Below are 13,817 nucleotides of genomic sequence, written 5' to 3'. Positions count from 1 at the left end.
CCCCTCTCTTGTGCCCGTCGTCGGGGAAAGGGGGGATGGTGCGCCGCCGGATGACAGGGCAGGCGGCCCGACTTTGCAGGGCTACTTGTGGGGAGGGAGGAGCGCCTCCCTCCCCCCTCTCTCCCCGCCCCGCGCCCGGGAGAGCGGGCCTGGCCGGGCGGGGCCCAGGGGGGCAAGGCGGTGGCTGCCGCTCTCTAGGCGGGGAGACCCTTCCACTCCCGGTACCAGCGGGGGACCGGCTGGGCAAAGCCGTCGTAGTCGGCCAGGGCGCTGCGGCAGCGGGCCTGCATATCCGCCACCTTGGCGGGGCCAAAGGCCTCGGCCCACTCGACGGCGCCGAGGGAGTTGTAGGCGACATAGGCCGCCAGGGCCTGCCAAAAGGGTTCCGGGGGCTCTCCCTGCCAGTAGCCCTGCACCTGCCCCACCGAGAAGGGGATGCTGACGGGGACGTCAAAGGCCTGGACCATGCGAAACTCCTCCCACCCGTCGCCGATGCGCTGGCGGTTGAAGTCGATGATCCCCACCCGCCCCTGGGGGGTGAAAATCAGGTTGCCCAGGTGAAAGTCGCCGTGCAGGTAGACGGCCGGTCGGGCTGCCAGCAGGGGCAGTTGGGCTTTGACCAGGGCGAGGGCGGCCTGGTCCCCCTCGACCCGCGCGCTGCCCTGCTCGTATCGGGCCAACTTGTCCAGCCGCCGGCCGATCAGGTCCTCCGCCCCCTCCCCCGGCGAGAGGGGGAGGCTGTGCAGCGCCCGCAGGAACTGGCCAGCCTCCCGCCCCAGCCGGTACTGCTCATCCGGCGCAAGGCGGGGGAGGGCGGTCTCCAGCGACTCGCCCTCGACCCATTCCAGCAGCATGTAGAGGGACCTGCCGCCCTGGCACTCGCCCATCTCCACCGCGCGGGAGAGGGGGAAGGGCAGCTCGCCGAAGCGGCGGATGCGCCGGTACTCCACCTCTTTTTGGGGGCGCTGCTCCATGCCGGTGATCCGCAGGAGAAAGTCCTCTCCCGCCCGGGTGCGCACCCGGTACTTTCGCTCGGCCGACCAGCCGGCGAGGATGGGGGTCACCTCGTCCCAGCGCCCGGCGCCGGGGATGTCCTGCCACTCGTTCACACGCGCTTCCTCCTTTTCGGGCCGCCTTTCCGGCGGCGTTTTGCCGTGGAGAGAACAGGATACCACCCAGCGGAAAAAAAGACAATGGCGCGGCCGCTTTTTTGAAGGGAAAATGGCAAAAGTTCACAAAATCTTCCCTTTTGCCCCGGCGCGCCGATGGTATACTAAAGACGGCCTTTGGCCTGTACGGAAACACGAGAGCCGGGAGGTTTGGAATGAAGGACCTACAAGATTGCTATATTTTGAAAAACGGCGTCAAAATGCCCTGTGTGGGCTATGGCACCTACAAGACCCACGAGGAGGAGACCTACCGGGCGGTGCGGGCGGCCATCGACATCGGCTACCGCCACATCGACACCGCCTCCCTCTACGGCAACGAGGCGGCGGTGGGCCGGGCCGTTCGGGACTGCGGCCTCCCCCGGGAGGAGCTGTTTGTCACCAGCAAGCTGTGGAACGACGACCAGGGCTACGAGTCCACCCTGGCGGCCTTTGCGCGCACCCTGGAGCAGTTGGGGATGGACTATGTCGACCTCTACTTGATCCACTGGCCCATCCCCGAGGGGCGGGAGGGGGACTGGCAGACCCTCAACCAGGAGAGCTGGCGGGCCATGGAGGAGCTCTACCGGGCCGGCAAGATCCGGGCCTTGGGGGTGAGCAACTTCCTTCCCCGCCACCTGCAGTCGCTGATGGACACGGCGCAGGTGCCGGTGATGGTGGACCAGCTGGAGATCCACCCCATGCGCCACCAGCGGGAGGCGGTGAACTTCTGCCAGCGAAACGGCATTCAGGTGGAGGCCTGGGCCCCCCTGGTGCGGGGGCGCGCCTTTGATGACCCGGTGCTGCGCTCGCTGGCCGAGAAGTACCAGAAGACGGTGCCCCAGATCTGCCTGCGCTGGAGCATGCAGCAGGGCATCGTCCCCCTGCCCAAATCGTCTCACGAGGGGCGGATTCGGGAGAATGCCGACATCTTTGACTTTGCCCTGGCCCCCGAGGACATGGCAAAACTTCTCACCCTGGACGGCGAGCTGGGGGTGGGCCGCCACCCCGACCACTTCGGCGAGAAGAAGTAGCGTCTGCCCGGCTGCAAAACCTGTCGATCGGTGGGCGCACAGCGGTGGAAAATAGCGGTTTTGGTTGCTTTTTGCCCTCCTTTTGTGCTATCCTTAAAACCAAGTAAGGCCGCGCAGGCAGCTGTGCTGTTGGCGCGGCCGGTTTAAGAGGAGTGCAATCGTATGAAATCCATCTTCCGCAAGATCGCCTGTCTCTCCCTGGCGGCGCTGGTTGCCCTGGGCGCCCTCACCGGCTGTGGGAAGAACAGCTACGTGTCCAAGCTCAACGAGGTCACCGAGGCCTGCAACCCCATCGTCGACGAGTTCAACACCGCCCTGAAAAACTTCGAGTCCGAAGAGGGCGCGGACCAGATCGGGGACATTCTGGACCGGCTGCAGACCGAGTACAAAAAGATTCTCGAGGTCAAGGCCCCCAAGGGCTATGAGGACTGCACCGAGAAGTTCCAGGAGGCGGCCGACAAGCTGGACGCGGGCATCGCCCTCTACAAAGAGGCCCTCGCCACCCCGATCAGCGACGAGATGACCGCCGAGGAGCGCAAGGCCTACACCGAGAAGATCGCCCAGGGCGACGATCTCTTTAAGGAGTATCAGACCGCCTACCAAGAGGGGATCAACCTGGTCAACAGCAAATAGGGCAGCCGCCCAAAGAAGAAGCCCCCTCTCCCTTACAGCGGGAGAGGGGGCTTTTGTTTTCTCTTTTACTCGGCTACTCGGCCGCGAGGGCCTCTTCCCGGGGGGCGGATCTCTTTTGGCGGGGGAAGATCAACTGGCAGACGGCGGCCATGGCCACGGCGGTCACGGCGAAGGTGGCGTAGGCGGGCCGGTAGCTGCCCATGCTGTCAAAGACCGCGCCCATCACCAGGGGGGTCAACATGTCGCCAAAGCGGGTGAAGGCGGTGAGGAAGCCGTAGATGGCGCTGTAATCCCGCAGCCCGTAAAGGCTTTGGGTCAGGATGGGGTAGGCCACCGAGCCGTAGGCGCAGCCCAGGCCGGAGCCGAGGACCACCAGCACCAGGAAGAGGGGAGAGGCGTGGGCGAAGAGACAGCCGATGAGCCCCACCACCGTGGCGGCGTAGGCCGAGAGGGTGGCGATGCGGATGCCCAGCTTGTCGTAGAGGGTGCCCAGCAGCAGTTTGCCCGCCGCCAGCGAGCCCATGCAGGCCGCTGAGATCAGGGCCGAGGTCTGCAGGGAGTAGCCCACGTCGCTGACGTGGGGGGCGATGTTGATCATCAGCCCGTACATGCACAGCTCACTGACGATGATGCAGAGGCAGAAGGCCCAGAAGCGGGGGGTCTTGACCACCTGACCGAAGGTGAAGCCCTCGCTCATCTGGGCGGCGGGGGCCTGTTCCCCCTTCTCCCCCAGGGGGAGAAGGCCCATGTCCTCCGGCCTGTTGCGGATGACGAAGAAGACGATGGGGATGAGGGTGACCCCCATGATGGCCGCCAGGATCTGAAAACTGACCCGCCAGCCCATCCCCTCAATGAGGACCCCGGCCAGGGAGTTGAAGAGCATGCCGCCCACGCCGCTGCCCATAAAGGCCAGCCCCAGGGCAAAGCCCCGCTTCTCGTGAAACCAGTTGCTCAGCAGGATGGAGAGGGGCACCATGTGCACAGTGCCCAGCGCCAGCCCCAGCACCGCCGAAATCAGGTAGAAGACCCAGATAGACGAGGCCAGGGAGTAGCAGAAAAAGCTGACGGTCAGGGCGATGGAGCTGACCTTCATCACCTGTTTGACGGCGAAGCGGGAGAAGATCCTGCCGCTGAGCAGGGCGGTGACCATCATCGCTGCATTGGAGATGGTCTGCATGGCCCCCACCGACTGGCGGGAAAAGCCGAAATGGGCGCAGATGGGCTTGATGAACAGGCTGAAGCAGTTGGTGGCGATGCCCATGGAGACCGCCATCACCACAAAGGCCGCCCCCACGATCACCCAGCCGTAGAAAAACGGTTTGCGAGTCTTTTGCACGGTGTCAATCCTCCTCAACGTCCCCGAAAACCGAGCGGCTGCCCGGTTTTCGACAATACGTGTTCATTTTAGCGCAATTTGACGGGGCGGGCAAGGGGCGGCGCAAAATTTGAGGGCTGTCCCCGCCGGGACAGCCCTCTTTTGAAGGGGGAAAAGCGGTCAGCGCCGGTTGAGACCGGCGAACACCCCCGCCCCCAGGGGGAGAAAGCAGACCGGGTACTGAAGGAGGAAGGTGGCTGCCCGCGAAAAGGCGTAGGTGGGAAACCCGCCCAGGAGATAGACCCACAAAAACCCCCAGAGGAGCAGAAAGAGCGCCGCGCAGAGCAGGCCCATCCCTCTGCGCACCTCGCCCCGGCGGATGCGCAGGTCCTTCCAGACCGAGGGGAGGGCGAGGATGACCGCCCCCGCCAGCCCGTAGTAGAGGGGGGAGAGGGCCGCCACGAAAAGCAGGTAGGGGCGGAGGTTGTAGGTGTGCATCCCCTGCTCGTGCAGGCCGGGCCCCACCAGGGTGCGCACCAGCAGCGCCGCGGCGAAGAGGACCGTCAACACCGCGGCCCGCACCGCCCGCTGCCGCCGCCCGGCGGCAAAGCTCTCGCCCCCCAAGTCGGCCATCACCTCGTCGGCAAACTGGCGGGGGGGACCCAGGCGGGCGATGGTCTCCGCCTCTCCCTCGCCGTGCTCGGCGGCGGAGGCAAAGCTCTCGCACAGGCCGGCGAGGACACTGGCCTCGGCCTCCCGCGACAGCAGAAGCCGGTTTTTCACCTGTTTGATGTAATGCTCTTTCACTTGACTGCGCCTCCTTTTTTCGCGCTTTCGATGAAGCCGTCCACACAGGACACATAGCGGCTCCAATAGGCGGTGAGTTCCTCTAGCAGGGCCCTGCCCGCCGGGGTGATGGAGTAGTACTTCTTGGTCCCCCCATTGGCCGCGGCGGGGGCGGTGCGGCTCTGGATCAGGCCGCCGCCCTCCAACCGGTAGAGGATGGGATAGACCGTCCCTTCCCGGGTAGGGCCGAAGATGTCGCCGCCCCGCTGCCCCAGGTGGGTGATGATTTCGTAGCCGTAACTCTCCCCCTCGGCCAGCAGGCAGAGGAGCACCATCTCCAAAGACCCCTTTTTGAACTGCTGGATATACTTGGCGTCCAATCGCACCCCTCCCTTGCACTGCTATTTAGTATTACTAAGTATCTTTCCACCTTCAGTATATCCCCCTTGGGGCCGCCTGTCAATGGGGAAGGGGGTGTCTGCCGCGGGTGCAGGTGGGTTTGACAGCCCAACCGTGAAAGGTGGGGCGGGTCATTGCGATGGGGGCCTGGCCTCGGCGGCGAAGGGGTGTGCAGCTGGGTTTACCCGGTGGAAAAGAGGGTGTTTAAAAATCGAGAGAGCGTCGGGGGATAGAGAGGGATGCCGCCTTGCGATTGCCGACCGACAAACTGGGGGGAGGGGGGCCGCCGTTGCCGCGCTGTCCCATCCCCCCTGTAAACAGTGCCGGGCCTGCTGAAGGGGGCGCCCGACTTGCCATCGGGCAGACGCGGCCACCCGATGCGCGGGCCTGCCCGCGGGGAGGAGCGAAAGGGGGGCAAAAAAAGAGGGGCACAGCCATCTGGCTGTGCCCCTCTAAGCGGGCAGATGAAAAATGGGCGCTACATCGACTCCGGCGCCGAGATGCCCAGCATCTCCAGCACGTTGCGCAGCACCTGGCGAACGGCCAGGCAGAGGTTCAGGCGGGCCTGCAGCAGCCCCTCCGCCTCGCCCTTGACGTGGCAGGCGTTGTAGAACTTGTGGAAGAGGGTGGCCAGCTCGACGCAGTACTTGGTGATCTTGGAGGAGTCCAGCGCCTTGACGCTGGCGTTGACCACGTCGGGCAGGGTGGCCATAAAGCGGACCAGTTCCCGCTCCTGCTCGGTCTGCAGCAGATCCAGCTCCTCCCGGGTGCAGGCGCGGGGGGAGATCTCCTCGGCCGCCAGGGACTTGAGGATGGAGCAGATGCGGGCGTGGGCGTACTGGACGTAGTAGACCGGGTTCTGCGAGGACTCGCTCACCGCCAGTTCCAGGTCGAACTCGCAGTGGGTGTTGGGCTCCCGCTGGTTGAAGAAGAAGCGGGCCGCGTCCACCGGGATCTCGTCCAGCAGGTCGGCCAGGGTGATGGCCTTGCCGGTGCGCTTGCTCATCCGGGCGACCTCGCCACCCCGCATCAGCCGCACCAGCTGCATCAGCACCACGTCCAGCTTGCTGCCGTCCAGCCCCACGGCGTCCATCGCGCCCTTGAGGCGGGCCACGTGGCCGTGGTGGTCGGCCCCCCAGACGTTGATGACCCAGTCAAAGCCCCGCACGGCGAACTTGTTGTAGTGGTAGGCGATGTCGGCGGCAAAGTAGGTGGGGTTGCCGTTGGCGCGCACCAGCACCTCGTCCTTCTCGTCGCCAAAGGCGGTGGCCTTGTACCAGACGGCCCCGTCCTTTTCGTAGGTGAGGCCGCGGCTGCGCAGCAGCTCGATGATCCGCCCGACGCTGCCGTCCTCGTGGAGCTGGCTCTCGTGGAACCAGACGTCGTAGTGGATGCGGTACTTGGCCAGGTCGTCCTTGAGTTTTTGGATGTTTTTGGGCAGGGCGTAGTCGATGAGGGCCTGGCTGCGCAGCTCCTCGCTCTCCTTTTCAAGGCCGGTGCCGTGCTCGTCGATGTACTGCTGGGCCAGCACCCGGATGTCCGCGCCCTGGTAGCCGTCCTCGGGGAAGACCACCGCGTCGTCGCCCAGCACGATCTGCATATAGCGGGCGGAGAGGGACTTGCCGAACTTTTCGATTTGGTTGCCGGCGTCGTTGATGTAAAACTCCCGGGTCACGTCGTACCCGGCCCAGCGCAGCACGCTGGCCAGGCAGTCGCCCAGGGCGCCGCCCCGGGCGTTGCCCAGGTGCATGGGGCCGGTGGGGTTGGCCGAGACAAACTCCACCATCACCTTTTTGCCCTGGCCCAGGTCGGTGGTGCCGTAGCGCGCCCCCTCTTCCAGCACCGCCTCCACCGCGCCGGTGAACCAGCTCTGGTCCAAGAAGAAGTTGAGGAAGCCGGGGCCGGCCACCTCGATGCGGGAGAAGCCGGTCCCCTCCAGCGCGGCGTGGGCGACGATGGCGTCGGCGATCTTGCGGGGGGCCATCTTATAGGTGCGGGCCCCGGCCATGGCGAAGTTGCAGGCAAAGTCGCCGTGGCTGTGGTCGGCGGGGATCTCGATGCCGTACTCCCCGGCGGGGCAGTCGGGCAGGTCCCCGGCGGCGATGGCGGCGGCCGCCGCCCGGTCGACGATCTGGGCGATCTGGCCTTTGGCTTGTAAAATTGGGTTGATCATAGGCTTGTCCTCTCTTTTAGTCGGGAAATTTGACCGGCGGGCGGCAGCCCTTTGCCGGGTAGACTGACATTTTTGGGGGCGGCCCTGCGGCCATTGTGCGAAAAGTGCCGGGCGCGCGGGGAGATTTTGGCCATGGGGCAAACGACGTGTGCACATCTGCCGGGCCGTCTGTGGCCATTATACCACACCGGCGTCGCCCCGGGGGATCATTCGGGCGAAAAAGACCGGTCGCGCAGCCGCACCGAGATGTGCACCCGGTTGACCGCCAGCAGGGTGTGGGCGCAGTCGATGTGGTAGACCAGCTCCACCTCGCCCCCCTCGGCGGTGAGGTGGTTTTGGATCTCCCGGCCGACGATCTCCAGCTCCAGGATCCCGGTGCCGGTGTCGTACTGGCACTGGTGGCGGCGGCCCGGCTCCACGATCAGCCGGGTGCGGCTGTCGCCGAAGCGCAGGAGGGTCGCCTTTTGCTCCCCCTCGATGCGCAGGGTGGTGGTGTCCCCATCAAAGCCGGTGGCGACGGTCTCCTGGTAGGTGAGGAAGGCGCGGCCGCCCTGCCAGCCGAAATTCCCCTCGGTGACCAGTTCGGTGGTCTCCGCCTCGTCCCCGGCCGACTGGGTGGCCCGAATGGTGATGACAGCGGGTCTCTTCACAGTTCGGTTTCCTCCTTCCGCCCCGCGGGCAGTCGATTGCAGTAACTTATTTATTCTACCCCATTGTCTGTCAAAAAACAAGGGTGGCCCGGCCTGTTCGGCCCCGATTGGCCCGCCCTTTTGCCCCGCCGCATGGAAAGGCGGGGGCCGATGTGATATGGTAGAGAAAAGGGATGCTCTGCGCGGGGCGAACAGGGCCCGGGCGGTTTTGAATGGGGGATGCACAGGTGAAAAAGGCCTATTTCAACTGGAGCGGCGGAAAGGACTCCGCCCTGGCGCTCGACCGCGCGCTCCAGTCCGGGGAGTACGATGTTTCGCTTCTCTTTTCCACTGTCAGAAAGGGGGATGCGCGTCTCGCCATGCACGAGACGGGCGTCGACCTGCTGAAAAAAAAGGCAGGCCGCCTCCATCGGCCTTCCCCTGGTTGTGTGGGAGTGGGACGTGTCGTCGTCCGTAGAGGCGTACCGGGCGGCCATGAGACGTCAGGTCGCCCGGTTCAAAGAGATGGGGATCGAGACGGCCCTCTTTGGCGACCTCTACCTGGAGGAGTTGCGCGCCGACCGGGAGAGACACTGTGCTGCCTCCGGCATCGAGGCGGCTTTTCCCCTCTGGGGGATGGGGGCGGAGCGGGTGATGGAGGCGTTTGTCGCCGCCGGCTTCAAGGCGGTTGTGACCTGTATTGACAGCTCTCTGCTGGGGGCGGAGTGATTGGGCAGGGAGATCGACGAGGGCTTTCTCCGGGACCTGCCGCCGGGGGTGGACCTCTGCGGCGAGAGGGGGGAGTACCACTCCTTTGTCTTTGACGGGCCGATCTTTCAAAGTCCCGTCCCCTTCCAAGTGGTGGAGAGGGGCTGCGGGGGATCGGCAGATCCAGCGGGGATCGGGGCCGGCCGGTACCGGCACTGCGAGCTGGTGTGACATACATTAAAAAGCCGCCCTGCGGACGGACGTCGGAGGAGGGCGGTCCACAGACAAAAAAGGGGAGCGGGTGTCGCCCGCCCCCCTTACAGGAGTTCCGTCCAGACCTGCGCCTTCTCTAAAAGGCGTCGATGTCCACCTGCTCGACCTGGCCGCTCCAGCTGTCCCCCATGAAGAGGGAGGCCACCGCCTCGAAGTCGTCGGTGCGGTCGCTGACGTAGTAGCGGTCCTCGGCCGGGGCGGAGAGGCCGCTCTCCATCCCCTTTTCCTCGAGGAAGTCCCGCAGGCGGCGGGCCACACAGACCCCGGGGTCGATGAGCTTGACCCCGTCCCCCACCACCGGGCCGATGATCGACTTGAGCAGGGGAAAGTGGGTGCAGCCGAGGATCAGGGTGTCGATCCCCTCCTCCGGCACAAAGGAGAGGTAGTCCTTTGCCACCAGGGTGGTGACCGGGTCGCCCGGCTCCACATAGCCGTTTTCCACCAGGGGGACAAAGAGGGGACAGGGGCGGGAGTGGACACGCACCCCGGGCCGGTGTCCCGTCACCGCCCGCTCAAAGGCGCCGCTGCGCACGGTGGCGGCGGTGCCGATGACCCCCACCTGGCCGCTGCGGGTGGTCTCGGCCGCCGTGCGGGCGGTCACCTCCACCACCCCCATGTAGGGCACCGGCAGGGAGCGGGTGAAGGTCTCGTCCACCGTGGTGCTGATGGTGCCGCAGGCGGCCACCAGCATCTTCACCCCGTGGGAGAGCAGGAAGCGGCTGTCCTGCCTCGCGTAGTGCAGCAGCGTCTGGCGGCTGCGGTTGCCGTAGGGGACCCGGGCGGTGTCGCCGAAGTAGACGATCTGCTCCCGGGGGAGCAGCCGCTTGACCTGCTTGACGATCGAGAGCCCGCCCAGGCCGGAGTCGAATACGCCGATGGGGCGAGGGTCCATGTCAGTCATCTCCTTTTCAATGGGCCGGCAGCCTCACTCCGCCGCCCGCTCCAGGGCCAGGTCCACCAGCCGGTCCAGCAGCTCCCCATAGGGGATGCCGGCGGCCTCCATCATCTTGGAGTACATGCTGATGGAGGTGAAGCCCGGCAGGGTGTTGATCTCGTTGAGGCAGATGCCGAACTCGCCCACAAAGAAGTCGATGCGGGAGAGGCCGGTGCAGCCCAGCACCGCAAAGGCCCGCTTGGCGGTCTCCTGCACCTGGTCCAGCAGGGCGGGGGAGAGCCGGGCGGGGACGACGGTGGGGCTCTGGGAGACGTACTTGGCGTCGTAGTCGTAAAATTCGCTCTCGGAGAGGATCTCCCCGGGGATGCCGGTAATCAGCTGGCGGTTGCCCAGCACGGCGCACTCCACCTCCTGGCCGACCATGGCCTTTTCCACCAGCACCTTGTCGTCGTGGGTGAAGGCCAGCAGCACCGCGTCCCGCAGCTCCTCCTCGCGCTTGACCTTGGTGATGCCCACCGAGCTGCCGGCGTTGGCGGGCTTGACAAAGCAGGGGTAGCCCAGGTCCCGGGCGATCTCTTTTTTGTAGGCGTCCAGCCGGTCGATGTCACCTTTGGAAAACCAGAGGAAGGGGGCCGTCTGGATCCCCGCCTGTTCCAGCAGCACCTTGGTGACCACCTTGTCCATGCAGCAGGCCGAGGAGAGGACGCCGCAGCCCACGTAGGGGATGCCCGCCAGATCCAAAAGCCCCTGCACGGTGCCGTCCTCGCCGTTTTTGCCGTGCAGCACCGGGAAGGCCGCGTCGATCTTGACGCAGGAGGTGGTGCCGTCGGGCAGGAACTTGACGATCCCCCGGCGGCTGCGGTCGGGGCTGATGGAGCAGCCCACACAGTCGGGGTGGGTCTTCCAACTGCCGTCGCGCACCATCTCATAGCTGCCGGGGAAGTAGAGCCAGCGCCCCGACTTGGTGATGCCCACCGGGAACACCTCGTAGCGCTCCTGGGGGATGTTTTGCAGCACGTTGTAGGCCGACTGCAGCGACACCTCGTACTCGCTGGAGACGCCGCCGAACAGGACGGCCAGTTTGATTCTCGACATAAGCGGTTTTCCTCCTCACCGGGGCGCGCCGGGCGCGCGTCCCCCTTCATCTATATGCGCGGGGCGCGGCAAAAAAGCGCCCTCGGTTCATTTACCCGCCCATCATAGCACAAAAGCGACGGCGATTCAACGCAAACGGGGCGAAAAAGGCGGGCCAAAGCCTTGACGCGGGGGAGCGCTTGTGCTATAGTAGTTGTACCTCTAAAAAAGGGCTCTTTTTTTGTGCGCATTTTTTGCGGGGCAAAAAGGACCCTGCTGAGGGAGGCCAAAAAATCCGATACAATCAGGAGGTGCCGAAATGAGAGTGAAAGTCACTTTGGCTTGCACGGAATGCAAGCAGCGCAACTACAACAAGATGAAAAACAAGAAGAACAACCCCGACCGACTGGAGATGAACAAGTACTGCCGTTTCTGTCGGAAACACACGCTCCATAAGGAGACGAAGTAGAGGCGAAAGGTAGGGTCAGCCAATGGCAAAAACCACTGCGGACAAGCCCGCCAAGAAGAAGGGGCGCTTCAGTCCCAAACGCATCGCCTCGCGAATCGCCAAATACTTTCGAGATTTCAGGAGCGAGCTGAAAAAGATCGTCTGGCCGTCCAGAAAACAGATCGTGAAGAGCACCGCCGTCGTCTTGCTGATGGTGTTCATCGCGGGTGTGGTCATCTGGGGCTTTGACACCATCTTGGGCTTCCTCGTCAACCTGCTTCTCAAAAACGCTTGACCGAATGCCGCCCGACCGGGCGAATGACTTGGCGTGTGGAGGGATGATTCATGTCAGATTCTGCAAAATGGTATGTGGTGCACACCTACTCGGGTTACGAGAACAAGGTGGCACAGAACCTGGAGAAACTGGTGGAAAACAGAAATCTGCAGTCCCTCATCCATGAAGTGAGGGTCCCGACGGAACTGGTGGTCGAACAGAAGGACGACACCCAGAAAGAAGTCGAGCGCAAGATGTTCCCCGGTTATGTCTTGGTAAAAATGGAGATGACCGACGACTCCTGGTATGTTGTCCGCAACATCCGGGGGGTCACCGGCTTTGTCGGCCCCGGCTCCAAGCCGGTCCCCCTCTCCCCCAAAGAGGTAGAGGCGCTGGGCGTTGAGAAGCGCTCGTACAAGGTCGACTACGCCGTGGGCGACAGCGTCAGCATCAAAGAGGGCCCCCTGGAGGGCTTTACCGGCGTCGTCGAGGCGATCGACCCGGAAAACGGCACGGTACAGGTGAAAGTCTCCCTGTTCGGGCGGGATACCCCCGCCGAGCTGGAGCTCTCGAAGGTACAGCCGGTCTAGTGACGCGACCTCTTCGCGCCAGCCGTATCCACTCGGCTGTGGGAGGAAATGGGACCCCGGTCCCCCTCATTTTCCGCTTACCACAATATTTATGGAGGTGCAAACAATGGCACAAAAGGTAGTAGGCTACATCAAATTGCAGATTCCCGCCGGCAAGGCGACCCCGGCTCCCCCGGTCGGTCCGGCCCTGGGCCAGCACGGCGTGAACATCATGGCATTCACCAAAGAGTTCAACGAGCGCACCAAAAACGACGCCGGTCTGCTGATCCCCGTCGTCATCACCGTGTACGCCGACCGCTCTTTCAGCTTCGTTACCAAAACCCCTCCGGCCGCTGTGCTGATCAAAAAAGCCATCGGTCTGGACAAGGCTTCCGGCGAGCCCAACAAGAACAAGGTTGGCTCCATCACCAAAGAGCAGATCCAGAAGATCGCCGAGCAGAAGATGCCCGACCTCAACGCCTCCAGCGTCGAGAGCGCCATGAGCATGATCGCCGGCACTGCCAGAAGCATGGGTATCACTGTAGAGGACTAGCCGCCAGCGGCTTTTCAGGCACAAGGCCTGTTTGGCGGCGTCCCTTTTCGCTGCCAAAACCCCTACCCGTGGGAGGAAATTTCCGCTAATTACCACTATTACAGGGAGGAACGAAAGTGAAACACGGTAAAAACTATACAGACAGCAAGAAGATCGTCGAGAGCGACAAGCTCTACGACCTGGCAGAGGCCTGCGAGGTGGTCTGCAAGACCGCCAAGGCCAAGTTTGACGAGACCGTCGAGCTGCACGTCCGCCTGGGCGTCGATTCCCGCCACGCCGACCAGCAGGTCCGCGGCGCCGTCGTGTTGCCCCACGGCACCGGCAAGAACGTCCGCACCCTGGTGTTCGCCAAGGGTGACAACGAGAAGGCCGCCCAGGAAGCTGGGGCCGATTTCGTGGGTGCCGAGGAGCTGATCCCCAAGATCCAGGGCGGCTGGATGGACTTCGACGTGGTCATCGCCACCCCCGACATGATGGGCGTGGTCGGCCGTCTGGGCAAGGTGCTGGGCCCCCGTGGCCTGATGCCCAACCCCAAGGCCGGCACCGTCACCCCCGACGTGGCCAAGGCTGTCACCGAGGCCAAGGCCGGTAAGATCGAATACCGCCTGGACAAGTCGAACATCATCCACTGCCCCACCGGCAAGGTCTCCTTCGGCTCCGAGAAGCTGCAGGACAACGTGCAGACCCTGATGGACGCCATCGTCAAGGCCAAACCGGCCGCCGCCAAGGGCGTCTACATCCGCTCCTGCGTGATCGCCTCCACCATGGGCCCCGGGGTCAAAGTCAACCCCAACAAATTCATGCAGCAGCAGTAAATCTGCCAAAAAGCCGGGTCTGTCCCGGCTTTTTTTGTTGCCTGTGCAAAGCGGTAAAAAGCGGGGCGTGCCCGGCTCGGGCCCCAGGGGAGCG

15 protein-coding genes and 2 pseudogenes are annotated in these 13,817 nt (G+C 64.3%); 9 read left to right on the top strand and 8 right to left on the bottom strand.

Translation table 11 applies throughout. The features are described from left to right. Positions 1 to 194: 194 nt before the first annotated feature. Complete coding sequence (locus tag GT748_RS10235) at positions 195 to 1,109, bottom strand: phosphotransferase family protein (RefSeq protein WP_021660376.1); 915 nt, start codon at positions 1,107 to 1,109, stop codon at positions 195 to 197. A gap of 215 nt (positions 1,110 to 1,324) precedes the next feature. Between GT748_RS10235 and GT748_RS10230 the strand changes: the two genes are divergently transcribed. Beyond that, positions 1,325 to 2,179, top strand: a complete 855-nt coding sequence (locus GT748_RS10230) for an aldo/keto reductase (RefSeq protein WP_044993000.1) — start codon at positions 1,325 to 1,327, stop codon at positions 2,177 to 2,179. Between the two features lie 162 nt (positions 2,180 to 2,341). Beyond that, entirely contained in the window at positions 2,342 to 2,812 is a 471-nt protein-coding gene (locus tag GT748_RS10225) for a hypothetical protein (protein WP_021660378.1), read from the top strand. 73 nt (positions 2,813 to 2,885) lie between these two features. On the opposite strand, the gene GT748_RS10220 is transcribed toward GT748_RS10225, so the two are convergent. The 5 genes from GT748_RS10220 to GT748_RS10200 all read right to left on the bottom strand — a co-directional run bounded on the left by GT748_RS10220 (position 2,886) and on the right by GT748_RS10200 (position 8,135). Further along, complete coding sequence (locus tag GT748_RS10220; RefSeq protein WP_044993001.1) at positions 2,886 to 4,148, bottom strand: MFS transporter; 1,263 nt, start codon at positions 4,146 to 4,148, stop codon at positions 2,886 to 2,888. 159 nt (positions 4,149 to 4,307) lie between these two features. After that, on the bottom strand, positions 4,308 to 4,934 hold the full coding sequence (locus GT748_RS10215) for an HAAS signaling domain-containing protein (protein WP_021660380.1): 627 nt from the start codon (positions 4,932 to 4,934) through the stop codon (positions 4,308 to 4,310). Continuing rightward, a complete protein-coding gene (locus GT748_RS10210) occupies positions 4,931 to 5,293 on the bottom strand; it encodes a PadR family transcriptional regulator (protein ID WP_021660381.1) in 363 nt (120 codons plus the stop codon). The genes GT748_RS10215 and GT748_RS10210 overlap by 4 nt, the downstream gene beginning before the upstream one ends. Before the next feature lie 497 nt (positions 5,294 to 5,790). Further along, positions 5,791 to 7,485: an arginine--tRNA ligase gene (gene argS / locus GT748_RS10205; RefSeq protein WP_161213526.1), complete on the bottom strand. Its 1,695-nt coding sequence runs from the start codon at positions 7,483 to 7,485 to the stop codon at positions 5,791 to 5,793. Positions 7,486 to 7,691: 206 nt separating this feature from the next. After that, positions 7,692 to 8,135 (bottom strand): DUF1934 domain-containing protein, encoded by a 444-nt coding sequence (locus GT748_RS10200; RefSeq protein ID WP_021660384.1) that lies wholly within the window; start codon positions 8,133 to 8,135, stop codon positions 7,692 to 7,694. Positions 8,136 to 8,347: 212 nt separating this feature from the next. Here GT748_RS10200 and GT748_RS16025 point away from each other — a divergent pair. Together GT748_RS16025 and GT748_RS15580 are read left to right on the top strand one after the other, a co-directional pair. Further along, positions 8,348 to 8,521, top strand: a pseudogene (locus GT748_RS16025) (hypothetical protein); the annotation flags it as partial. A gap of 22 nt (positions 8,522 to 8,543) precedes the next feature. Further along, a pseudogene (locus GT748_RS15580) lies at positions 8,544 to 9,053 on the top strand (hypothetical protein). A gap of 118 nt (positions 9,054 to 9,171) precedes the next feature. Here the strand turns inward: GT748_RS15580 and murI are convergent. Both murI and GT748_RS10175 read right to left on the bottom strand, forming a co-directional pair. Beyond that, entirely contained in the window at positions 9,172 to 9,987 is an 816-nt protein-coding gene (gene murI / locus GT748_RS10180) for a glutamate racemase (RefSeq protein ID WP_044993002.1), read from the bottom strand. Between the two features lie 33 nt (positions 9,988 to 10,020). Next, positions 10,021 to 11,085: a D-alanine--D-alanine ligase family protein gene (locus GT748_RS10175; RefSeq protein ID WP_021660389.1), complete on the bottom strand. Its 1,065-nt coding sequence runs from the start codon at positions 11,083 to 11,085 to the stop codon at positions 10,021 to 10,023. Between the two features lie 298 nt (positions 11,086 to 11,383). Here GT748_RS10175 and rpmG point away from each other — a divergent pair, with 298 nt between their 5' ends. The 5 genes from rpmG to rplA all read left to right on the top strand — a co-directional run bounded on the left by rpmG (position 11,384) and on the right by rplA (position 13,723). Then, a complete protein-coding gene (rpmG, locus tag GT748_RS10170; protein WP_021660391.1) occupies positions 11,384 to 11,533 on the top strand; it encodes a 50S ribosomal protein L33 in 150 nt (49 codons plus the stop codon). A gap of 22 nt (positions 11,534 to 11,555) precedes the next feature. After that, positions 11,556 to 11,807 (top strand): preprotein translocase subunit SecE, encoded by a 252-nt coding sequence (gene secE, locus GT748_RS10165; protein ID WP_021660392.1) that lies wholly within the window; start codon positions 11,556 to 11,558, stop codon positions 11,805 to 11,807. Between the two features lie 50 nt (positions 11,808 to 11,857). Continuing rightward, on the top strand, positions 11,858 to 12,376 hold the full coding sequence (gene nusG / locus GT748_RS10160) for a transcription termination/antitermination protein NusG (RefSeq protein WP_021660393.1): 519 nt from the start codon (positions 11,858 to 11,860) through the stop codon (positions 12,374 to 12,376). Positions 12,377 to 12,482: 106 nt separating this feature from the next. Further along, on the top strand, positions 12,483 to 12,908 hold the full coding sequence (rplK, locus tag GT748_RS10155) for a 50S ribosomal protein L11 (protein WP_044993003.1): 426 nt from the start codon (positions 12,483 to 12,485) through the stop codon (positions 12,906 to 12,908). A gap of 116 nt (positions 12,909 to 13,024) precedes the next feature. Next, positions 13,025 to 13,723, top strand: a complete 699-nt coding sequence (rplA, locus tag GT748_RS10150) for a 50S ribosomal protein L1 (RefSeq protein WP_021660395.1) — start codon at positions 13,025 to 13,027, stop codon at positions 13,721 to 13,723. The last annotated feature ends 94 nt before the right edge of the window (positions 13,724 to 13,817 follow it).

It is taken from the genome of Bittarella massiliensis (ex Durand et al. 2017), assembly GCF_009876955.1.
Lineage (GTDB): Bacteria > Bacillota > Clostridia > Oscillospirales > Ruminococcaceae > Bittarella > Bittarella massiliensis.
This window is presented reverse-complemented; position numbering and strand designations above follow the sequence as displayed.